We start from the raw sequence: 21855 nt of genomic DNA, 5'->3' as shown, positions 1-21855 counted from the left end.
ATGGCTTACGCCCTAGAAGCTAGACCATTGCGAGGGGTCTTGTCATGTCCGGGGTCAATACAGCCCCGTTCGTCGCAGCGCGGGCGTTTGGATCAAACCTTTGCCGCCCCCTGCCCTCCACTCTAGATAGCCAACCGAGGGAGACCGGTTTCATGACTCATGCTGCCACTGATATCGACACCCAATGCATCAACACCCTTCGCACCTTGGCCATGGACGCCGTGCAGAAGGCCAATTCCGGCCATCCGGGCACGCCCATGGGCCTGGCACCGGTGGGGTATACGTTGTGGAGCCGCTTCCTGCGCTATCATCCCCAGCATCCCGACTGGCCCAGCCGTGACCGTTTTGTGTTGTCCGTTGGTCATGCCTCGATGCTGCTGTATTCGCTGCTGCACCTGGCCGGCGTAGTGGAATTGGATGCCAACGGCGAGCGCACCGGCCAACCCGCGGTCAGCCTGGACGATATCAAGCAATTTCGACAAGCCGGCTCCAAGACCCCCGGCCACCCCGAATACCGCATGACCACTGGCGTGGAGACCACCACGGGCCCGCTCGGCCAGGGCTGTGCCAACAGTGTCGGCATGGCCATGGCCGAGCGCTGGCTGGCCAAGCGCTTCAACCGCGAAGAAAAAACCTTGTTCGACTACAACGTCTATACCCTGTGCGGCGACGGCGACATGATGGAAGGCATCAGCGGTGAAGCCGCGTCCTTGGCCGGTCACTTGAAGCTGGAAAAGCTGTGCTGGATCTATGACAACAACACCATCAGCATTGAAGGCCACACTGAACTTGCGTTCAGCGAAGACGTGATCCAGCGCTTCCAGGCGTATGGTTGGCACACCCTGCACGTTACCGATGCCAACGACTTGCAAGCCCTGAGCAATGCCTTGGAAGCCTTTCATTGCAATCGTGGCGCACCCACGCTGATTGTGGTCGACAGCGTGATCGGCTATGGCTCACCGCACAAACACAACACGGCCGCCGCCCATGGCGAGCCCTTGGGCGAAGAGGAAATTCGCCTGACCAAGTCGGCGTATGGCTGGCCCGAGGACTCGAGCTTCCTGGTCCCCGAAGCAGCACGCGCGCAATTGCGTGATGCCCTGCTTGAACGCAGCGAGCCCCTGTATGAAAAATGGACCGAACACCTGTCCTTGCTGGAGCAGTTCGAACCGGAATTGGCCGATGAATTGAGACGTATGCGTGCCGGGGAAATGCCGGAACACTGGCAGAAGCACCTGCCGGACTTCGATACCGACCCCAAGGGCATCGCCAGCCGCGCCGCTGGCGGCGAGGTGCTGAATGCGTTCGCCGAACAGGTCCCCTGGCTGCTGGGCGGTTCGGCGGACTTGTCACCGTCGACCAAGACCAACCTTACCTTTGACGGTGCCGGGCGTTTCAGTGCCGACGACTACAGCGGGCGCAACCTGCACTTCGGCATTCGTGAGCACGCCATGGGCGCGATCGCCAACGGGCTGGCGCTGTCCTACCTGCGGCCATACACCTCGACGTTCCTGGTGTTCAGCGACTACATGAAACCGCCGATCCGCCTGGCGGCGATCATGGAGTTGCCGGTGGTGTTCGTGTTTACCCATGACTCGATTGGCGTGGGTGAAGATGGGCCGACGCACCAGCCGATCGAACACCTTACGCAGTTGCGCGCCACGCCGGGACTGCTGACCCTGCGGCCGGGCGATGCGAATGAAACCCTGGAGCTGTGGAAGGTTGCCCTGGCGCAAACCCATCGGCCGAGTTGCGTGGTGTTGTCGCGTCAGCCGTTACCGACGCTGGACCGTACAAAGTACGCAGCGGCGTCCGGGGCGGCCAAGGGGGCTTACGTGCTGGCCGCTGCCGACCATCCCAAGGTCTTGCTGTTGGCGACCGGCAGCGAAGTCGGCCTGGCCGTAGCGGCCTATGAGCAGCTGAAGACCGAAGGGATTGCCGCGCAAGTGGTGTCCATGCCCAGCTGGGAATTGTTTGAAGACCAGGACCAGGCCTATCGCGACAGTGTGCTGCCGCCGGCGGTGAAGGCGCGGGTCGTGGTGGAACAGGCAGGCCCATTGGGCTGGGACCGTTATGTAGGCCAGACCGGCGCCAAGGTGGTGATGAACAGCTTCGGTGCGTCCGCGCCGTTGGCCAAGTTGCAGGAGAAGTTCGGGTTTACCGTGGAGAATGTGGTGAGGCAGGCCAAGCAGCAAATCCAACAGACCTGACAGCTTTTGTATAGGCGCCGGGCTTGTCGGCAAGCCCCGCGCCTACACAGGTTTAGAGTGCTTTCGCCAGGAAGGCGGCAGTCCGGCTTTTCTTGCTCTTCGCAACTTTTTGCGGCGTACCACTGGCCACCACCGCCCCGCCCAAATCCCCTGCCCCCGGCCCGATATCTATCACCCAATCACTCTGCGCCACCACGCGCATCTCATGCTCCACCACAACCACCGTATGCCCCGCATCCACCAAGTGATTCAACTGGCTGAGCAAGCGGTCCACATCCCGTGGATGCAGGCCTGTAGTCGGCTCATCCAGCACGTACAAGGTCGCGCCCCGCGCATTGCGTTGCAGCTCGGTCGCCAGTTTGATGCGCTGCGCTTCACCGCCCGACAGCTCGGTGGCCGGTTGGCCCAGACGCAGGTAGCCCAGGCCGATATCCCGCAGCACCTGCAACGAGCGCTGCACGCTCGGTTGTTCGGCAAACACTTCGACCGCCTGCTCGACCGTCAGCCCCAACACTTGGGCGATGGTCAAACCTTGCCATTTGACCGCCAAGGTCTCGGGGTTGTAGCGCGCCCCATGACAGGTCGGGCATGGCGCGTACACACTGGGCATGAACAGCAACTCGACACTGACAAACCCTTCCCCTTCGCAGTTCGGGCATCGCCCCTTGGCGACGTTGAACGAGAATTGCCCGGCATCGTAGTGCCGTTTCTTCGCCGCCGGTGTAGCCGCGAACAGCTTGCGCACATTGTCGAACAGCCCGGTATAGGTCGCCAGGTTCGAACGTGGAGTGCGGCCGATGGGTTTCTGGTCTACCTGCACCAGGCGGCGGATGTGCTCCAGACCGGCGTGGATGTGCCCGCCGCTGGTTTGCGGCGCATCGTCTTCCAGGCTTGGTTCTTCGTCATTTTCCACCACGCGCCCTAAACCGGCGCTCACCAGTTCCAGCAGCGCCTGGCTGACCAGGCTGGACTTGCCCGACCCGGAAATCCCGGTGACCGCCGTGAAGCAGCCCAGCGGGAAATCGACATTCAGGTCCTTGAGATTATTACGCGTCACACCTTGCAGTGTCAGCCAACCGAGGGGATCACGGCGCTCTTGCTTGGAGACACGCTTTTCAGCGAACAGATAGGCGCGGGTCTGCGACGCCTGCACCTGTGCCAGCCCCGCAGGCGGGCCGCTGTACAGCACCTGGCCGCCATGTTCGCCGGCCGCCGGGCCAACGTCGATCAGCCAGTCGGCGCGGCGCATGGTTTCCAGGTCATGCTCCACCACAAACAATGAATTGCCCGCCGCTTTCAAACGGTCCAGTGCGGTGAACAGTGCCTCGCCATCCGCTGGATGCAAGCCTGCCGAAGGCTCATCCAGCACATAGATCACGCCGAACAACTGCGAGCCCAATTGCGTGGCCAGGCGCAGACGCTGCAACTCGCCGGACGACAAGGTTGGCGTGCTGCGCTCCAGGGACAGATAACCCAGGCCCAACTCGGTCAAGGTGCTGACCCGCTCCAGCAAGTCTTGGGCAATACGCTGAGCGGCGAGGCGTTTTTCCACCGAGAGTTTCATCGTGTCCTGCCCCGCCGCCACTGGCCGCAGTAACTCGGCCAATTGCGCCAATGACAACTGTGACAACTCACCTATGTCCACCCCGGCAAACTTCACCGACAGCGCAGCCTTGGTCAGGCGTTTGCCCTCGCACAACGGGCAGGCGCTGCCCTGCATGAACTGTGACACGCGCTTCTTCATCAGCGCGCTCTGGGTGTGGGCGAAGGTGTGCAGGATGTAACGCCGGGCGCCCATGAAGGTGCCCTGATAGCTCGGCTCCAGTTTGCGTTTCAGCGCATCGCGGGTCTGCTCCGGGGTAAAGCCGGCATAGACCGGTACGGTGGGAGTTTCTTCGGTGAACAGGATCCAGTCGCGCTGTTTTTTCGGCAGGTCGCGCCAGGGGATATCCACGTCGTAGCCAAGGGTCACCAGAATGTCCCGCTGGTTCTGGCCTTGCCACGCCAACGGCCAGGATGCCACCGCGCGCTGGCGGATGGTCAGCGAGGGGTCCGGCACCATCAGTGCTTCGGTCACTTCATACACACGGCCCAAGCCATGGCATTGCGGGCACGCGCCCTGGGGCAGGTTCGGCGAGAAGTCCTCGGCGTACAGCATCGGCTGTCCCGGCGGATAACTGCCGGCGCGGGAATACAACATGCGGATCAGGCTCGACAACGTCGTCACGCTGCCCACTGATGAGCGCGCGCTCGGCGTACCGCGCTGCTGTTGCAGGGCCACGGCGGGCGGCAGGCCTTCGATGCTGTCCACGTCCGGCACGCCCACCTGGTCGATCAGCCGTCGGGCATACGGCGCCACCGACTCGAAATAACGCCGCTGCGCTTCGGCATACACCGTGGAAAACGCCAGGGACGACTTGCCGGAACCCGACACGCCGGTGAACACCACCAAGGCATCCCGGGGAATATCCACATCAACATTCCGCAGGTTGTGTTCGCGGGCGCCACGCACACGGACGAAACCGGTTTGCTGGGCAGTGATTGCAGGCGTGTTGCGCTGTGAAGTCATGGACAACCTTGTCGGGCGGTGAGCACGCTGCGCACCCGTTGCGTCAGCGCTTCGGGGCTGTAGGGCTTGCTCAGCAGATGAATATCGGCGCTCAGCAGATGATTGCTGGAGAGAATGTCACGGGTGTGGCCGGAGGTGAACAGGACTGCCACCGGCGGGTTTTGCGCACGCGCCCAGTTGGCCAGGTCGGTGCTTTTGACGCGGCCGGGCATGACCACATCGGTGAAAATCAGCTCCGGCTGCAAACCGGCTTGTAGCTTGAGCATGGCCTGGTCACCGTCATCGGCCGTGAGCACGGTGTAGCCGGACTGTTCGAGTAACTCGACGACGGTCAGGCGCACGCCTTCATTGTCCTCGACCACCAGGATGGTTTCCTGGCCGCTACTAAGGGGGAGTTGGTCGATATGCACATCGAGGCTTTCCGGCTCCAGGCTGTGAGGGAAATACATCTGCACCACCGAGCCTTTGCCCTCCTCGCTCCACATCTCCACATGCCCGCCACTCTGGCGCACAAAGCCGAACACCATGCTCAGGCCCAGGCCGGTGCCATGGCCTTCGCGCTTGGTGGTAAAGAAGGGTTCGAACGCACGTTTCAACGTGGACTCGGACATACCCACACCGGTGTCGATGACCGCCAGGCGCACATATTCGCCCGGCTTGATGCCTTTACCCGCGCAATCGTCCGGATTAAGGATGATGTTCTCGCCGGTGATACGAATCACGCCCTCGCCGTTCATGGCGTCCCGGGCATTGATCGCCAGGTTGAGCAGTGCATTTTCCAGTTGGTTGCGGTCGACGTTGATAAACCACGAGTCCTGGGGCAGTTGCACATCGATATGGATGGTTTCCCCCAGCGCCCGTTGCAGCAGCTCGCCGAGGCCTGCGTAGATACGTTGCGGGTTGTAGACCGCCGGTGACAAAGGTTGGCGACGGGCAAACGCAAGCAATTGCGATGACAGCTTGGACCCGCGCTCCACCGCCGCAATGGCCGCGGCGACACGGCGCTGCACCTGGGCGTTGTCCGGTTCGTGGCGGGCCAGCAAATGCAGGTTGCCGGCGATCACTTGCAGCAGGTTGTTGAAGTCGTGGGCCACACCGCCGGTCAGGCCGCCGATGGCTTCGAGTTTCTGTGACTGACGCAGTTGGTCCTCGGCGGCCGAGCGCGCCTGCACTTCAGCGGCGACTCGTTGCTCCAGGTTGTGCGTGAGCTCCTGGCGCACCTGTTCGGATTTCACCAGCTCGGTGGTCTCCACCACAATCGCCAACACCCCCGCCGGTTGCTGGTTGTCGCCGGCGACGGGGCTGTAATACAGGTCCAGCCATACGGTTTCTGGCTTGCCGTTGCGCAACAGCACCAGGTCCTTGTTGTTGAATGACAGCGTGCCGCCTGCCAGGCAAGTGTCCACCACGTGACGGTTGAACTCGGCGACTTCCGGCCACCCCAGTTCTACCGGCGTTCCCAGCAAGTACGGGTGGCGACCACCGGCAAAGACCGAATAGCTGTCGTTGTAGATCATGTACCCCCATTGCCCCCACAGCATCACCATGGGCACGGGTGATGCCAGCATCATCTGCACGGTGCAGGTCAGGCTGGTGGACCATTTGTCGATAGGGCCCAGGTCGGTGGTTGCCCAATCGAAAGCGCGGATTCGCTGGGCCATTTCACCGGCCCAACCTTCACAGCCATGAGGGTTGGATAAAAATTGCATCATTGAACTCTGCGCAAAGAAAAGACAGCTGCGAAATTTGGAGCGCGTCAGAAGCTGATGGTTTCATCTTATATAACTTAGGGAGGAATGCCCGCAGAAACCACAGCCCCTAATGAAAATCCCGGCTGCGCACAGTGATGCCTTCCAGCAACGGCGTCAGGTCGGTGAGGCGCCCGGCGATCAGGTGCCGCACTTCACCCACCGCTTCCCAGCGCCCATCCACTTTCATCAGACGCGAGCCCACCAACGCCTGGCGTTGACGCTCAGCCAGATCGCGCCAAACCACCACATTGAGATTGCCGAATTCATCCTCCAGCGTGACAAAAGTCACCCCACTGGCTGTGCCGGGACGCTGACGACCGGTGACCAGGCCGGCAACGCTGACGTTGCGCCCATGCTCCACCGCCATCAGCTCCTGGGAACTGCGGCAGCGTCGCTTGCGCAGTTCCGCACGCAACAACGCCAACGGATGCGGGCCCAGGGTGGTGCCGATCGTGGCATAGTCGGCGTGCAAATCCTCACCCACCGTGGGCGACGGCAACTCCACCACGGCTTCGTCCGGACTCGGCAGGCCGGCAAACAGCCCGAGTTGCTTGTGTACACCGGCGACCTCCCAGCGCGCCTTGTGCCGGTTGCCCGCCAGGGCGCGCAAAGCACCCGCATCCGCCAGCAGTGCCTGGGCGCGTGCATCCAGCCCGGCACGATCGTCCAGGTCGGCAATATCGCTGAATGCCCGGCGGTGGCGTGCGGCTTCGATGCGCCGCGCGTCCTCTTCGCGAAACCCCGAGATCATGCGCAAGCCCATGCGAATCGCCGGCTGTGCCCCGTCGATCGGCTCCAGGCTGCAATCCCAGTCGCTGGCCTGCACGTCGACTGGCCGGATCTGCAAGCGATGGCGCCGTGCGTCCTGCAGGATCTGGTCCGGGCTGTAGAACCCCATGGGCCAGCTGTTGATCAGCGCACAGGCGAAGGCCGCCGGCTCATGGCACTTGAGCCAGCAACTGGCGTAGGTCAGCAAGGCGAAACTGGCCGCGTGGGATTCGGGGAAGCCATAACTGCCAAACCCCTTGATCTGCTCGAAGATCTGCGCGGCAAAAGCTTCGCTGTAACCGTTTTTCAGCATGCCGGTGCTCAGGCGTTCCTGGTGCGGTTCCAGGCCACCGTGGCGTTTCCAGGCGGCCATGGAGCGGCGCAACTGGTCGGCCTCGCCTGGGCCGTAGTCGGCGGCGACCATGGCGATCTGCATCACCTGCTCCTGGAACAGCGGGATGCCCAGGGTACGTTCCAGCACAACTTTGAGTTCCGGCGAAGGATAAGTGGTTTCCTCCTCCTTGTTCCGCCGCCGCAAGTACGGGTGCACCATGCCACCCTGGATCGGCCCAGGTCGCACGATGGCGACCTCGATCACCAGGTCGTAGAACTTCTGCGGCTTGAGCCTGGGCAACATCGACATCTGCGCCCGCGACTCGATCTGGAATACGCCGATGGTATCGGCCTTGCTGATCATCGCGTAAGTGGCCGGGTCTTCCTTGGGGATGGTTGCCAAGGCCAGGTCCCGGTTGCGATGGCGGCGCAGCAAGTCGAAACAGCGACGGATTGCGCTGAGCATGCCCAGGGCGAGGATATCCACCTTGAGCAAGCCGACGGCATCGAGGTCGTCCTTGTCCCACTGAATGATGGTGCGCTCGGCCATGGCGGCATTTTCCACCGGCACCAGGGTGTCCAGCGGGTATTCGGAAATCACGAAGCCACCCGGGTGCTGGGAAAGGTGCCGGGGAAAGCCGATCAATTGCTGGGTCAGCGTGAGCACGCGGCGCAGGATCGGGCTGTCGGGGTCGAAGCCGCCTTCACGCAGGCGATCCAGCGGGGGCGCTGCGTCACTCCAGCGCCCGCAGCAGTCGGCCAGGGCGTTGATCTGGTCCGGCGGCAGCCCCAGGGCCTTGGCCACATCGCGCACCGCGCCGGACGCGTGGTAACTGCTGACCACCGCCGTCAGCGCCGCTCGGGTACGACCGTAACGCTGGAACACGTACTGCAGCACCTCTTCGCGGCGTTCATGTTCGAAGTCCACGTCGATATCCGGCGGTTCATTGCGCTCCCTTGAAAGGAAGCGTTCGAACAACATGCTGGTCAGGCTCGGGTCGATCTCGGTGATGCCCAGGGCATAACACACCGCCGAGTTCGCCGCCGAGCCGCGCCCCTGGCACAGGATCGACCGGCTGCGGGCGAACTGCACAATGTCGTGCACCGTAAGGAAGTAACTTTCGTAGCCCAGCTCGCTGATCAACTCCAGCTCGCTGTTGATCTGCTGCGCGGTCTTGGCGTCGACCCCTTGCGGCCAACGTTTGGCGATGCCTTCTTCGGTCACGGCGCGTAGCCAGGATTGGGCGTTGTGGCCAGCGGGCACCAGTTCGCGCGGGTAGTGATAACGCAATTGGCTGAGGTCGAAGGTGCAGCGGCGGGCAATGATCTCGGTTTCGTCGAGCAAGGCTTGCGGGTACAGCGCGGCCAGGGCGTCGAGGCTGCGCAGGTGCCGCTCGCCATTGGGGTGCAGGCGCGTGCCGGCTTCGGCCACCGGTACGTGATGGCGAATGGCAGTCATGGTGTCTTGCAGGGCGCGGCGGCCACGCGCATGCATGTGCACATCGCCGCAAGCCACCGCGGGGAGGTGCAGGCTGGCGGCCAGTTGCAGGCGTTGTTCCAAGTGACGCGCATCGTTCTGGCCGCAGTGCAAGTGCACCGCCAGCCACAGTCGCTCACCGAAGGTGCGGCGCAGCCATTGGCTATCGGCCTGGGTGTCGCTGTCTTCGGCCACCCACAGCGCCAGCAGGCCGGGCAGCGGTTGATCGAAGTCCTCGCGCAGCAGGCGATAGCTGCCTTTTTCGGCACGCCGCCGGGCCAGGGTGATCAAGCGGCACAGGTGCTGGTAGCCGCTGAGGTCTTCCACCAGCAGGACCAGTTTCGGGCCGTTGTCGATGCGCACCTCGCTGCCGATGATCAGCGGCAGCTCCACCGCCTTCGCCGCCTGCCAGGCGCGCACAATGCCGGACAAGGTGCATTCGTCGGTGATCGCCAGCGCGCTGTAGCCTTGGCGCTTGGCGCGCTCGAACAACTCCAGCGCACTGGAGGCGCCGCGCTGGAAGCTGAAGTTGGACAGGCAGTGCAGCTCGGCGTAACTCATGCAAACCAACCCTGCAACCATAATCCATCGCCCTGCCCCACGGTGCGAAAGGCCCAGCCTTGCTGACCGGCGCGCGTCAGGATCAGGTAGTAGTCGCGGCGGATATCGGCGCCGTCCCACCAGCCGGACTCGATGCGCTCAGGCCCCATGAGGATCTGCACACCCTGCTCGCCCAGCAAGGTCGGTTCGTTCAGCAGCCAGCCGGGGCGCTGCACGTTGTTCAGGGTTGGGCACAGGGTTTTATCCGCAGCCGCTTGCCAGGCGCATTCAGGTCGGTGGTCAGCGTGGAAGCGCAGGCCCTGCACCGCTTCATCGCCCAAGCGGGCACGCAGGCGTTCGCGCAGTTGCTCCCATGGCAGGGTTTGTTGCGGGCGGTCGTCGAACAGGTCCTGGCGCTGGGGCACGAACACCGGCAGGTCCTGGGCCACCAGGCGAAAGCCGCGGACCGGTGAGGTGACTTGGACTTGCTCCAGGCGGCCACGCGCCAGTTCAAACAGCATCGCCGGTTCACGCTCGGCGCTGAGCAGGCCGACCTTGATCACGCTATCGGGCGCCTGGGCGTGCTCCAAGTGCAGGTCGAAGCGCTGCACGCCACTGTCGCGACCACAGAGGAAGGCGGACAGATCGCCGGTCAAACGCCTTAAAGGAAACAGCAACGCCTGATGGGATTGCACATCGAAATTCAGCTCGATACGCACATCGAACCGGTCCGGCGGCTGATAGAACGCCAGGCCCAGCGGCCGGTGCCCGACCAGTGCATCCAGGTGCTTGAGCAAGCCGGCATCAAAGCGTCGCGCCAGGGTATGCCGAGGCAGCGCCTGCACCTGGGCCAATGTGCGCAGGCCCATGCGCGACAAGGCCGTAGCGGCCTGCGGGTCAAGACCGGCGCGGTCGATGGGCAGCGGCGCCAGGGCCTGCATCAAGCCGTCATCCTGCACCGCCAAACCATCGTAGATATTTGCCAGCACCCGCGCCGCCGCCGGGTTGGGTGCCGCGACGATACGGTGGCGAAAACCCAGTTCGGTCAACTCTCTGCGCAAGCGCGCTTCGAACCGTGGCCATGGTCCGAACAGCCCCAGGCTCGACTCGATCTCAAACAACAAAGCGCGTGGATAATACAGGCTGACCTGAGAACTGAACTGATAGGCCCAGGCGGCGAGGAACTGCTGGTAGCGTTCGATCTCGGCGGGATCATATTCGGCGCTGGCAAAGGTCTTGGCCAGGGCATGTGCAGCTGTCAGGGATTGACCGGGGCGCAAGCCCAAGGCGCGGGCGGCGTCATTGACCGTTTGCAGCACACGCCGCTGTGGCGTGCCGGCCAGCAAGACCAGAGGCTGCTCCGGTTCGGGATGCGCACGCTGCACTCCGTCCAGCGCCAATTGCGGGAAGACAATACACACCCAGCGCATGGCAACCTCAATGCCCCGCCAGCGTAATCGGCGCCGGATGGGCCAGGCCGCCCCGGCACTTGAGCACGCGCACCTGCGCGGGTTTGGCTTCCACGGCCAGGCGCAAGGCGGCGGGAGATGAGTTGACCGCCTCACTTAAGGCGCGCCAGGCAAAGGCCAGGGTCTGCCCGGTTTCCGCCGCCACTTGCAGGCGCCGCAGCGCGCGGTCATCGGCCTTGCGTGGCCAGCACAACACCGCGCCGCAACTGCCGGAACGCAGGCACTGTTCCACCGCCCACAGGGCATCACGCTCTTCGGCCTGGATCACCGAAAGCAAGCGCAGATCCACCCCGGCGTTCTGCCAGGCATGGGGGTACGGTGTATAGGGCGGCGCCACCAGCACAATGCGCTCCCGCGCCTTTGACAAGCGTGCCAGGGTCGGCAGCACCAGTTGCAGTTCGCCCACCCCCTCCTTGGCCATGAGGATTTCACTTAGGGCCGCCTCCGGCCAGCCGCCCGTGGGCAACACCGCATCCAGCGCCGCCAGCCCGGTGGGGTGCACACTGGCTGGCGGCGTGGCAGGCCGGCCTTTCCAGACACGCCCGCCATTGAACAGCGTGTCCAGTGCAACCACGGCGCCCATCAACCTTGCCTCACCAGACCGCAGAACACCCCTTCGATCGCCAGGTCCTGATCGGGCCCGACCACGATGGGTTGATACGCGGGGTTGCGCGGCAGTAAGCGCACGCTGTCGCCATGGCGTTCGAAACGTTTGATGGTCACTTCACCGTCCAGGCGCGCCACCACAATCTGCCCGTTCAAGGCCTCGGCACTGCGGCGCACGCCCACCAGGTCGCCATCGAGAATGCCGTCCTCAATCATCGAATCGCCCTGCACGCGCAGCAGGTAATCCGGGGTTTTCGCGAAGGTCGACGGGTCAAGTTGCAGGCGGCTATGCACCTCGGCATCGGCGCCGATAGGCGAGCCTGCAGCGACACGGCCAAGCACCGGCACATCCAGCCATTGCGGACGCATCGGTTGATTGAGCAAGCGAATACCGCGTGCCTGGTTCGGGTTGACCTCGATAAACCCGGCTTCAGTCAGCGCCAGCACATGCTTGCGCGCCACGCTGCGCGAGGCAAAGCCGAACGCCTCGGCGATCTCGGCGAGGCTGGGGGACTGGCCTTGCTGCGCGATACGGTCGCGGATGAAGGTCAGGATGGCGGTACGGCGGGGCGTTAGAGTTGTCATGGAGTACATTTGTACTCCTGTGGGAAATTTCTGACAATAGCCGCTAGTCGTGTGAGGGACGACAAGGTTTGTCGAAACGTCCTACATGCCTGCCGGATAAGCTCTACTCCCCTCCCGTGAAAAGGTCCGCAAAGTCCCTCGCCTGAGTACACAGTGCGAGGGATTGCGGATGGCGTTGTTTGTTTGGCCCCCGGTTGATGGGGCCGCCTCATGATCGAAGTGACCAGCCAAACCATTGGCTATTTGGTACTGGCCACCCTGGATTCAAAGACGCGAGACGTTGAATCGGTCATCAGCGACTTCAAGCGCTGCCTCAATCACTACGATGCCTGGGCGGAAAGCTTTTTCAGCTTTTCGGCGCTGGATATCGAGCAGGTCTTCAAGGTCGGGGATGAAGTGGCGCTGGTCGCGCCGATCAACCGCTCCCTGCTTCCCAGCACCACCACCGCAACCTGCCAGGCCAACGGCACGTTGACCCTGGTGCACATGTTCCAGAGTTCACGGTTCGTGCCCATTGGCAATACGCCCGTGATGGTGCAACGCATCGATCCAACGGGTGGCCCGCTCGGGGAGCCCCTCCATAAAACCATTGGCCCGAGCGGCATTCTCGAAATCACTGAATGTGATCGCAACCAGCAGTACCGGGTCAGTTTCTACCCCAACGTTTCCACAGCGCATTTCAAGGCGCTGTACGCCTCTTACCAGTCGGTTATCGCGCCGCTGGAAGGTTGGCTGCGCGCTGAATGGACCACCACGTTTGAACCGCTGTGGAAGGGGTATTCCGAAGCCAACTTCCTGGAACGCTATCTCTCGCTGCACCAAGCCTACGCTCGGGGGTTTGGTGAGGCGTTGTATGCGCTCTGGGACACCATCAAGCAGATGTTTCAGTGGCTTTCGGACCCAATGGGTTACGCGGAAAAACTCCTGCATTACCTGTCCCAGGATGAATTTGAAAAGCTGTTGAAGCTCGGCACCGAAAGCATCGCAAAGGGCTTGTTGGTGCTGAGCGATGAGCCGCTGCTGTTCATTTATGTGTCGGCGATGGTCAGCTGGGTGCGGATGTTGCCGCCGCCTTATATGAACGAGTTGCTGGGGGAAATCAGCGCTGAAGTATTGATCAATTTGCTGCTGTGTCTTGCTACCGCAGGAATGGGGATGGCGGTGCGCTTGAGTACGAAGGTGCTGGGCGGCATCAAGTCTCAGCGAGCGCGTAAGTGGTTGGAGCATATGGCTGGGCAGTTCGGGAGGTTCCGTGGGGATGACCACGCGGAGCTGGCTAAGCCGATATTGCTCAGTAGCCGGGCAACGAGGATCAAGACGATTCCGGATGTGCCGTTGAAGGCTGGAGATCAGGTGGTTGCCAACCCGGTGCCGGTGGTTCGGGATAAGGCCCAACGAACGGTGTTGGTGCGGCAGGAGCCTGTCGACGATGTGCCTGCTTCTGCTCGGAACCCGGCTGGGAATGCCGCTGCGTCTTCGGATAAGACCGCTACCAACGGTTGCCCGGTGTCCATGGTCACGGGCGAGGAACTGCTGACCCTCACCGATGGAACGCTGGACGGACTCTTGCCGTTTGAGTGGACCCGCTTGTACCGCACCAGTGCGGTGGAAATGGATTGCGGGTTGGGGTTTGGCTGGAGTCACTCGCTGGCGCATCGGCTGAGTGTTTCCGGCGATTCGGTGGTGTGGACCGATCATGAAAATCGCTCGACTGCCCTGCCCTTGCCGACTGTTTCGCGACCTGCAATTACCAATAGCCTGGCCGAAGCGGCGATCTACCTGGGGGCTGTGCCCGATGAGTTAGTCCTGTCTCAAGGGTCACGTTTCTACCACTTCCACGACGGTGCGCTGACAGCGATCAGCGATGCGTATGACAACCGGCTGCGCATTTCCCGTAATTACCTGGGGCAGATTGAGCGGTTGGATAACGGCGTCGGGCGCTCGTTGTTTTTGCGCTATGCGTCGGGCCGCATTGTGGCGGTGGATTACCAGATTGAGCGGGCTGTGGATGACGGCCCATTTGTCTGGGTGACGGAGCAGAACGTTGTTTCCTACGCCTACGACGCTGGTGGACGACTGGTTTGTGCGACCAACGCTGTAGGCGAAAGCGAGGTTTACCGGTACGACGATCAGCACGTGATTCTTGAGCGCGAACTGGCCGGTGGAGCGAGTTTCTTCTGGGCGTGGGAACGGTCTGGCAAGGCTGCACGGTGCGTACGGCACTGGGCCAGTTTCTCGCAGATGGACACGCGGTACGCCTGGGATGACAACGGGCAGGTCACGGTGTTTAACGCCGATGGCAGCCAGGAAGTCTACGTGCATGACCCGCGGGCGCGGCTGGTGCAGCGCGTGGCCCCTGACGGTGCCCAACACTTTAAATCCTACGATGACAAAGGCCGACTGACGGTTGAGCAGGATCCTCTCGGTGCGATCACGGCGTATCAGTACGACGAAGCCGGGCGTTTGGTGGCGCTGTTTCCTGGGGACGATGAGCCGACGACCTACGAGCATGACAATGGATTCGTACGGGTTGTAAGGCGGGGTCAGGCGGTCTGGAAATATGAGCGTAATAACCAGGGTGACGTGACGCGCAAGACCGATCCTGACGGCAACGCTACTGACTACAGCTACAACAAATATGGGCAGCTGGTTGGTGTTTGGTACCCGGATCACAGCTGTCATCGGCTGGTGTGGAATGAGCGTGGGCAGTTGCTTGAGGAGCAGTTGCCGAACGGTGGCGTTAAGCGCTATCGCTATGACGACCTTGGGCGACAGGTTGCCCGTGAAGATGCACAGGGGGCGCTAACCCAGTATCAGTGGGACAGCGTAGGTCGGTTGATCCGTGTTGTGCTACCGGGCGGTGCCACACGGGAATACAGCTACAACGCTTACGGAAAAATCACCTCCGAACGCGATGAACTGGGCCACCTCACCCGCTACGAATACGCCGACGGCCTGCACCTGATCAGCCGTCGCATCAACGCTGATGGCACCCAGGTCAAATACCGGTACGACAACGTTAGGTTATTGCTGACCGAGATCGAAAACGAGGTGGGCGAAACCTACCGACTCCAATACCACAGCAACGGCCTGATCCAACAGGAAACCGGCTTTGATGGCCAGCGCACGGCTTACGTCTACGAACTCAACGGCAACCTTCAGGAGAAGACCGAACACGGCGATGACGGCAGTCAGCTGGTTACCCGTTACGAGCGTGACCATGCCGGTCGACTCGTAAGAAAAACCCTACCCGACGGCAGCCTTGTCGATTACGCCTACGACCGCCAAGGCAACCTCTTAAGCGTCGAGGACGGCCACTGGGTGTTGGCCTACGAGTACGACAGCCAAAACCGTCTCACCGCCGAACACCAAGGCTGGGGCACCCTGCGCTACGGCTACGACGCCTGCGGCCACCTTCACAAACTACGCCTGCCGGACAATAACCGCCTCACCTTCAACCACGACAAAGGCGGCCACCTCGCGACCGTCGAACTGAACGGTGAAATCCTTACTTCTCATCTATTCAAAGCCGGCCAGGAACACCAACGCCAACAAGGCCAACTGATCAGTCACTACCACTACGACGATCAGCAACGCCTGCACGCCCACGCCGTTACCCAGCAACAACACCCCCTTTACCAGCGCCACTACGACTACGACAAGGCCGGCAACCTCACCCGCCTCCTCGACACCCGCAAAGGCGAGCATCACTACCACTACGACCCACTAAACCGCCTCACCCGCGCCGACCAGGAACGCTTCGGCCATGACCCCGCCAGCAACCTGCTGATGCAAGACCGCCCCGGCCCGGACATCGTGGCGGGTAACCGCCTGATGATCCAAGGCGACCACCACTACGACTACGACGCTTTCGGCAACCTTATCCGCGAACGACGCGGCAAAGGCCATCAACTCGTCACCGAATACCGCTACGACTGCCAGCACCGTCTGATCGGCATTAAAAAACCCAATGGCCAGACCGCCAGCTACCGCTATGACCCGTTTGGGCGGCGCATCAGCAAAACCGTTGACGGCATCACTACAGAGTTTTTCTGGCAGGGCGACACACTGATCGCCGAGCACCACGCGGATCGCCACCGCAGTTACCTCTACGAGCCGAACACCTTTCGCCCGCTGGTCCTACTGGAAGGTTTCGGTCCAAAGGAAACCAAGGCCTACCACTACCAACTCGACCACCTGGGTACGCCGCAGGAACTCACCGCCTCCGATGGCAAAATCGTCTGGTCCGCCCATTACCGTGCTTACGGTGAAATCACCCGTCTCGACATCGGAAAAATCGACAACCCGCTGCGTTTCCAGGGCCAATACTTCGACCAAGAAAGCGGGCTGCACTACAACCGCCATCGCTACTACAATCCGGATATTGGTCGTTACCTCACGCCGGACCCGGTGAAGCTGGCGGGTGGGATCAATGCGTACCAATACGTGCCCAACCCTACGGGCTGGGTTGATCCACTGGGTTTGAACACGTGTCCCGGCGGGGATGGATGCAAACCACACACAAACACAGAAAACTCAAATAAACAGCTGAACGTAGACGACGGCACTCCTTCGCTACCAGCATCAAGTAAAAAACAAGAATATTTATATCGAGGGGACTCAAGGCACCCGGACGAAATTTTTGAAACAGGCTTTGAGAGCAGAGGAAAAAGCACTGACCTATACTTACACTCGCAAAACAATGCGAGTCCACCAAGCAATTTTGTGAGCACATCGATATCAAGGGAGCAAGGGTTGACGTTCGCAACATCCTTTGGGTTTGAGGAAGGCTATCTTTACACCCTAAAGAAAATTCCGGGTCGGGATGTCAACAAAGAACTAGGCATTTTATCCGACTATAAAAAGGAGCGCGAAATTGCCATACCAAACCGGATAGATACCAAGGATATTCTAGGAGCCACACCCGTCCACGATGATGGAACGCATAAAGGCTACTCACTCATTAATCCAAATAGAAAATGACCAATGAAAGAACTCGACATAACCATAATCAAAAACACCCAAAGAGAAACCGCTACACTTGGGATTGACAGAGCGACATCAACACTTTCTATAACATTTACCGACGGCACAAAAAAAACATACTCTGACATAGATATATATACATGCTTTGGATTATTAAGAAGAGAGTTCAGTGAAATAGCTTTTTTGTGTAAAGGTTCAAAGGTGAGTGTCTACCCCTCTGCAATGGCCTCACAGATGTCAAGCGGATTAGTTGCTTATGACGTAACAATGAGTGAGCCCGATGCGGAACTCGTTCGTATATTCGATTACGAAGAAAGCAATCTTACAAACGATATCAATGAGCAGATCGCTTATCGAAATAAGTGGGCCGAGTCTCTGCAAACCCGTTAACAACCGCCGTCTGCCTCACGAGGAATCCAACTAGATCTTACGATAATCCGCCATTTAAACAATCTACTTGCTTGCGCTGGACCGCGAAACAACCCCGATCCAGACGATGGGTGTTTTCAAGTGAACACGTGTTGACCGTTTTTAGGGCTGCTGGGCAGCCCGGCACAGGGCAAGCCTTCTCACGACAAAAATTGACTCACCAGCCGTCCTTCAACATCCGCAATTCCAGATGCTGCAACAACATGATGGTCTTCCCATCCACAATCTCGCCGTTTTGCACCATTGCCAACGCCTCATCAAAGCCCAACTCCAACACCTCGATATCCTCACCCTCCTCCTCAAGGCCGCCACCGCTCCCCACCCGATCCCCTGGTTGATATTCACCCATGAAAAAGTGAATCCGCTCCGTCACCGAACCCGGACTCATGAATGCTGCATAAATCTTCTCCACATGCCCCACGCGATACCCGGTTTCCTCTTCCGCTTCCAGGCGAATACGTTCTTCGGGGCTGGCATTGTCGAGCAAACCGGCCGCCGCTTCGATCAGGTAGCCGTGATAGTCGTTGACGAACGTCGGCATGCGAAACTGGCGGATCAGCAACGTCGTACACCTCGCCGGGTGTGGGCTTGCCAGCTGCCGTCGCGGCGGCGCAGGTCGAAGCTGTATTTATTCAGCAGGTGCCAGTTTTCCGAGAGGGTTTCTTCGGCGGTCATGCGAACGGGGCTGTTGTCCAGGCTCGGTTTTCTCAAGAAAGGGGTTGTGCTTGTTTGATACTGTTCCAAGCGGCGACTGCTTCTGCGCTGCTCGCCTTGCTACACCACTCAAAGCCGATGGAAGTTATGTAGGTTATTCGATCCCGAACCCAAACAGGAAATAACATGAAAACACAAAAAATACTCGCAATAATCGGCAGTCAGAAAAAAGAAGTGACTGTAAAATATGACACATCGAAATCAATCATGATTTTTTCAGAGGCTGATAATTTCAAAACAGTTTACGAAGGAAGAGACATGTATGTCTGCCTCGCAAAAATCAGGGCAGACTTCCCCCACATAACATTTCTATGCAAAGGCGCGAAGTTGAATGTCAAGCCTTCAAGAATGGCATCTCAAATGAGCGCTGGCCTTGTCGCATACGAAATGACGCTAGGCAAGCAAGCCACTAACGAAAACATCGTTCACCTGTTCGATTACGAAGAAGAAAACCTTACTAACAATCCACAAGAACAAATTGAATTCTTTAAAAAGTGGCTAGCATCACTCGGTGCCCAAGATTATGAAAAGTTCAACTGAGTCTTTCTTCATATGATTACTCAACCTAATCTACCGTCCTGTAGTGAGCGAGCTTGCTCGCCTTGGGCCGCCCAGCGGCCCCCATCCAGGCAATGGTTTTTTCAGTTAAATCAGCAGTGTTTGTTTCAGGGCTGCTCCGCAGCCCAACGCAGGGCAAGGCTGCTCACCACAATGAGTGTTCACACCCTAACCAACCAACTCACCACCCTTCTTTGAGCATCCGCAATTCCAGATGCTGCAACAACATGATGGTCTTCCCATCCACAATCTCGCCGTTTTGCACCATTGCCAACGCCTCATCAAAGCCCAACTCCAACACCTCGATATCCTCACCCTCCTCCTCAAGGCCGCCACCGCTCCCCACCCGATCCCCTGGTTGATATTCACCCATGAAAAAGTGAATCCGCTCCGTCACGGACCCCGGACTCATGAATGCTGCATAAATCTTCTCCACATGCCCCACGCGATACCCGGTTTCCTCTTCCGCTTCCAGGCGAATACGTTCTTCGGGGGTGGCATTGTCGAGCAAACCGGCCGCCGCTTCGATCAGGTAGCCGTGATAGTCGTTGACGAACGTCGGCATGCGAAACTGGCGGATCAGCAACACCGTGCGCTGCTCGCGGTTGTACAGCAGGATGGTCGCGCCATTGCCGCGGTCGTACACCTCGCGGGTCTGGGCTTGCCAGCTGCCGTCGCGGCGGCGCAGGTCGAAGCTGTATTTTTTCAGCAGGTACCAGTTTTCCGAGAGGGTTTCTTCGGCGGTCATGCGAACGGGGCTGTTGTCCATGCTCGGGTTTCTCAAGAAAGGGGTTGTGCTTGTTTGATGCTGTTCCAGGCGGCGGCGACTGCTTCTGCGCTGCTCGCCTTGATCCGTGCGAGGTTCCGCGGGTAGTCCACCCCGGGGTTCTCGGTGAAGCGCGTGGCCGTGAATTGCCCGTTGCTGGCGCGCAGGATGTAACCGCTGTCCTGGCATTGCTCAGAGGCGAGGAACACCACCCCCGGCGTCACCCAGTCGGGCTTGAGTTCATCCGGTTCTTCGGTAACGCCCCACATGCGCGTCTTGGCCACCGGCGAGATCGCATTGACCTTGATCCCGGCCTCAGCACCTTCATGACTCAACGCGTTCATGATCCCCAGTTGCGCCATCTTGCCCGCGCTGTAGGCCACCAGTCCAGTCTGCTCATATTGTGTGTACATGGCGCGGTCGGAAGTGGTGAGGATGATGCGCGGCGCGGATGAGCGCAGCAGGTGCGGCCAGGCATGCTTGCACAGCCACAGCGGCGCATAGAGGTTAATGTCCATGGCGCGTTGCAGGAACGCGGCGTCGAGGTCGGCGATGTTCTGGTAACCGACCCAGCCGGCGTTGTGAATCAGAATGTCGAGTTGGCCAAAGGCTTCGATGGCGTACGCGATCAGTTGCTGGCAGCCGGTGTTCGTGGACAGGTCGCCACCGTGACCTATCACGTTCAAGCCCTCGGCCTGCAAGGTGTCTGCCGCGGCCTGGACCACCGAAGCATCGCTGCCAACGCCGGCATTATCGGCGCCGATATCGCTGATCACCACCCGCGCGCCGCCCTGGGCCAAAGCCCGTGCATAGCTGAGCCCCAACCCGCGTGCGCCACCCGTGACGAGTGCGGTTTTGCCTGTGAATTCCATGTGCTTGCTCTCCTGTTCGGGCCGCCCACCCTAACAACCCCGGCACGCGTTGTTCAATGGTGTAACACTTTGCAAGGAATACCCGTTTACGGCTGTCGAAATAATTCCTGCCTGGTTGGGCCATCTGGTAAAACCCCTGATTCATCTTTTTCCTGGAACCTTCATGTCCTCTCGTTTCCTCTCGCGCCTGAGCCTGCGCTGGTTTCCCATGGTGTGCATGGCCTTGTTGATCGTCGGTCTGCCGGTGGGTTGCGCCGTGCTGCAACACAAGGAGCGCGAACTGGTGTTTCGCATCGAGCCGGGCACCGCCAGTTGGTACAGCGGCTTGCCCAAGGCGGTGCAGGAGTTCGAACTCAAGCCGGCCAGTTTCAAATCCGGACAGAATATCCATGGCTGGTGGTACCCGGCGGACAAGAAGGACGCACCTGCCATCCTCTACCTGCACGGCGTACGCTGGAACCTCACCGGGCAACTGTTTCGCATCGAGCAACTGCACGCCCTGGGTTATTCGGTACTGGCCATCGACTATCGCGGCTTCGGCCAGAGCCGCGGCGAATTACCGTCGGAAACCACCGTGTACGAAGACGCACGCATTGCCTGGGAGCGTTTCCAGGTACTGCAACCGGACCCAAGCAAACGCCTGATCTACGGACATTCCCTGGGCGGCGCGGTGGCCATCGACCTGGCTGCCGAACTGGGCAGACAAACACCACTGCCGGTGCGCGGCCTGGTGATCGAGTCCACCTTCACATCGCTGGCGGATGTGGCCACGGCCGTGGCGAATACGTCGTTGCCGGTGCGCTGGTTGCTGTCGCAAAAATTCAATTCCATCGACAAGATTGCCGATATCCGTATGCCGCTGCTGGTGGTACATGGCCTTGACGATCGCTACGTGCCGCCGCGCTTCAGCCAGCAGCTGTTTGAAGCCGCCCAGGAGCCAAAGCGGCTGTTATTGGTGCCCGGTGCCAGCCATAACAACAGCATGAGCCTGGCCGGTCGCAGTTATGGCCAGGCGCTGGACAAACTGATGCAAGCGAAGGCACCACCCCACGTTGTCACGCACTCCACAGGCCGTGATCGCGACTCATAAAACGCTTTCCGGCACTGGGTTCGCGCTTGCGTGTCAAGCGCAAACCCAGCCCATGCGGGGCCAAATCAGAAGTTGATCAAATAATGATCTCTGCATAAATCGCCAACCCTGCCGGGGCTTCGCAAAGTTATC

At 60.3% G+C, this 21855-nt stretch carries 13 protein-coding genes and 1 pseudogene; 5 read left to right on the top strand and 9 right to left on the bottom strand.

Going from position 1 to position 21855, the window contains the following annotated elements; genetic code table 11:
- The first annotated feature begins 152 nt into the window (after positions 1-152).
- Positions 153-2210: a transketolase gene (gene tkt, locus AB4O08_RS25365; RefSeq protein ID WP_460114480.1), complete on the top strand. Its 2058-nt coding sequence runs from the start codon at positions 153-155 to the stop codon at positions 2208-2210.
- A gap of 52 nt (positions 2211-2262) precedes the next feature.
- On the opposite strand, the gene uvrA is transcribed toward tkt, so the two are convergent.
- From uvrA to lexA, 6 genes are all read right to left on the bottom strand, one after another.
- The gene (gene uvrA / locus AB4O08_RS25360) at positions 2263-4779 is read right to left on the bottom strand and encodes an excinuclease ABC subunit UvrA (protein ID WP_460114479.1); all 2517 of its coding nucleotides are present in this window, start codon (positions 4777-4779) and stop codon (positions 2263-2265) included.
- Positions 4776-6488 (bottom strand): ATP-binding protein, encoded by a 1713-nt coding sequence (locus tag AB4O08_RS25355; RefSeq protein WP_010209882.1) that lies wholly within the window; start codon positions 6486-6488, stop codon positions 4776-4778. The genes uvrA and AB4O08_RS25355 overlap by 4 nt, the downstream gene beginning before the upstream one ends.
- Positions 6489-6597: 109 nt before the next feature.
- Complete coding sequence (locus tag AB4O08_RS25350) at positions 6598-9690, bottom strand: error-prone DNA polymerase (protein ID WP_460114478.1); 3093 nt, start codon at positions 9688-9690, stop codon at positions 6598-6600.
- A complete protein-coding gene (locus AB4O08_RS25345; RefSeq protein WP_010209875.1) occupies positions 9666-11078 on the bottom strand; it encodes a Y-family DNA polymerase in 1413 nt (470 codons plus the stop codon). The genes AB4O08_RS25350 and AB4O08_RS25345 overlap by 25 nt, the downstream gene beginning before the upstream one ends.
- A gap of 7 nt (positions 11079-11085) precedes the next feature.
- On the bottom strand, positions 11086-11700 hold the full coding sequence (gene imuA / locus AB4O08_RS25340; RefSeq protein WP_010209873.1) for a translesion DNA synthesis-associated protein ImuA: 615 nt from the start codon (positions 11698-11700) through the stop codon (positions 11086-11088).
- Complete coding sequence (lexA, locus tag AB4O08_RS25335; RefSeq protein ID WP_021492567.1) at positions 11700-12317, bottom strand: transcriptional repressor LexA; 618 nt, start codon at positions 12315-12317, stop codon at positions 11700-11702. Before lexA ends, imuA begins: the two co-directional genes overlap by 1 nt.
- 201 nt (positions 12318-12518) lie before the next feature.
- On the opposite strand from lexA, the gene AB4O08_RS25330 reads away from it, so the two are divergent.
- Positions 12519-17291 (top strand): RHS repeat-associated core domain-containing protein, encoded by a 4773-nt coding sequence (locus AB4O08_RS25330; RefSeq protein ID WP_460143645.1) that lies wholly within the window; start codon positions 12519-12521, stop codon positions 17289-17291.
- A gap of 3 nt (positions 17292-17294) precedes the next feature.
- Positions 17295-17684: a hypothetical protein gene (locus AB4O08_RS25325; RefSeq protein WP_044287314.1), complete on the top strand. Its 390-nt coding sequence runs from the start codon at positions 17295-17297 to the stop codon at positions 17682-17684.
- A gap of 196 nt (positions 17685-17880) precedes the next feature.
- Here AB4O08_RS25325 and AB4O08_RS25320 read toward each other — a convergent pair.
- Positions 17881-18419 (bottom strand): annotated as a pseudogene (locus AB4O08_RS25320) (GDP-mannose pyrophosphatase).
- Between the two features lie 144 nt (positions 18420-18563).
- Here AB4O08_RS25320 and AB4O08_RS25315 point away from each other — a divergent pair.
- Positions 18564-18977 (top strand): hypothetical protein, encoded by a 414-nt coding sequence (locus tag AB4O08_RS25315; RefSeq protein ID WP_460114475.1) that lies wholly within the window; start codon positions 18564-18566, stop codon positions 18975-18977.
- Between the two features lie 199 nt (positions 18978-19176).
- On the opposite strand, the gene AB4O08_RS25310 is transcribed toward AB4O08_RS25315, so the two are convergent.
- Positions 19177-19764, bottom strand: coding sequence for an NUDIX domain-containing protein (locus tag AB4O08_RS25310; RefSeq protein ID WP_460114474.1), 588 nt, complete (start codon positions 19762-19764; stop codon positions 19177-19179).
- An 11-nt stretch (positions 19765-19775) separates the two neighbouring features.
- Positions 19776-20633, bottom strand: a complete 858-nt coding sequence (locus AB4O08_RS25305; protein ID WP_010209863.1) for an SDR family NAD(P)-dependent oxidoreductase — start codon at positions 20631-20633, stop codon at positions 19776-19778.
- A gap of 163 nt (positions 20634-20796) precedes the next feature.
- Between AB4O08_RS25305 and AB4O08_RS25300 the strand changes: the two genes are divergently transcribed.
- Positions 20797-21723 carry an alpha/beta hydrolase gene (locus AB4O08_RS25300; RefSeq protein WP_010209861.1) on the top strand — a complete coding sequence of 309 codons (927 nt, stop codon included), beginning with the start codon at positions 20797-20799 and terminating at the stop codon, positions 21721-21723.
- Positions 21724-21855 lie beyond the last annotated feature (132 nt).

It is taken from the genome of Pseudomonas sp. H3_E07 (assembly GCF_054668895.1).
Note: the sequence above shows the minus strand (reverse complement) of the source record. Positions and strands in the feature narration are given on the sequence as shown.

Bases quoted from the DNA above. Each gene is read 5' to 3' on its own strand.
- tkt (WP_460114480.1), top strand. From the start codon at position 153: ATGACTCATGCTGCCACTGATATCGACACCCAATGCATCAACACCCTT.
- uvrA (WP_460114479.1), bottom strand. From the start codon at position 4,779: ATGACTTCACAGCGCAACACGCCTGCAATCACTGCCCAGCAAACCGGT.
- AB4O08_RS25355 (WP_010209882.1), bottom strand. From the start codon at position 6,488: ATGCAATTTTTATCCAACCCTCATGGCTGTGAAGGTTGGGCCGGTGAA.
- AB4O08_RS25350 (WP_460114478.1), bottom strand. From the start codon at position 9,690: ATGGTTGCAGGGTTGGTTTGCATGAGTTACGCCGAGCTGCACTGCCTG.
- AB4O08_RS25345 (WP_010209875.1), bottom strand. From the start codon at position 11,078: ATGCGCTGGGTGTGTATTGTCTTCCCGCAATTGGCGCTGGACGGAGTG.
- imuA (WP_010209873.1), bottom strand. From the start codon at position 11,700: ATGGGCGCCGTGGTTGCACTGGACACGCTGTTCAATGGCGGGCGTGTC.
- lexA (WP_021492567.1), bottom strand. From the start codon at position 12,317: ATGTACTCCATGACAACTCTAACGCCCCGCCGTACCGCCATCCTGACC.
- AB4O08_RS25330 (WP_460143645.1), top strand. From the start codon at position 12,519: ATGATCGAAGTGACCAGCCAAACCATTGGCTATTTGGTACTGGCCACC.
- AB4O08_RS25325 (WP_044287314.1), top strand. From the start codon at position 17,295: ATGAAAGAACTCGACATAACCATAATCAAAAACACCCAAAGAGAAACC.
- AB4O08_RS25315 (WP_460114475.1), top strand. From the start codon at position 18,564: ATGAAAACACAAAAAATACTCGCAATAATCGGCAGTCAGAAAAAAGAA.
- AB4O08_RS25310 (WP_460114474.1), bottom strand. From the start codon at position 19,764: ATGGACAACAGCCCCGTTCGCATGACCGCCGAAGAAACCCTCTCGGAA.
- AB4O08_RS25305 (WP_010209863.1), bottom strand. From the start codon at position 20,633: ATGGAATTCACAGGCAAAACCGCACTCGTCACGGGTGGCGCACGCGGG.
- AB4O08_RS25300 (WP_010209861.1), top strand. From the start codon at position 20,797: ATGTCCTCTCGTTTCCTCTCGCGCCTGAGCCTGCGCTGGTTTCCCATG.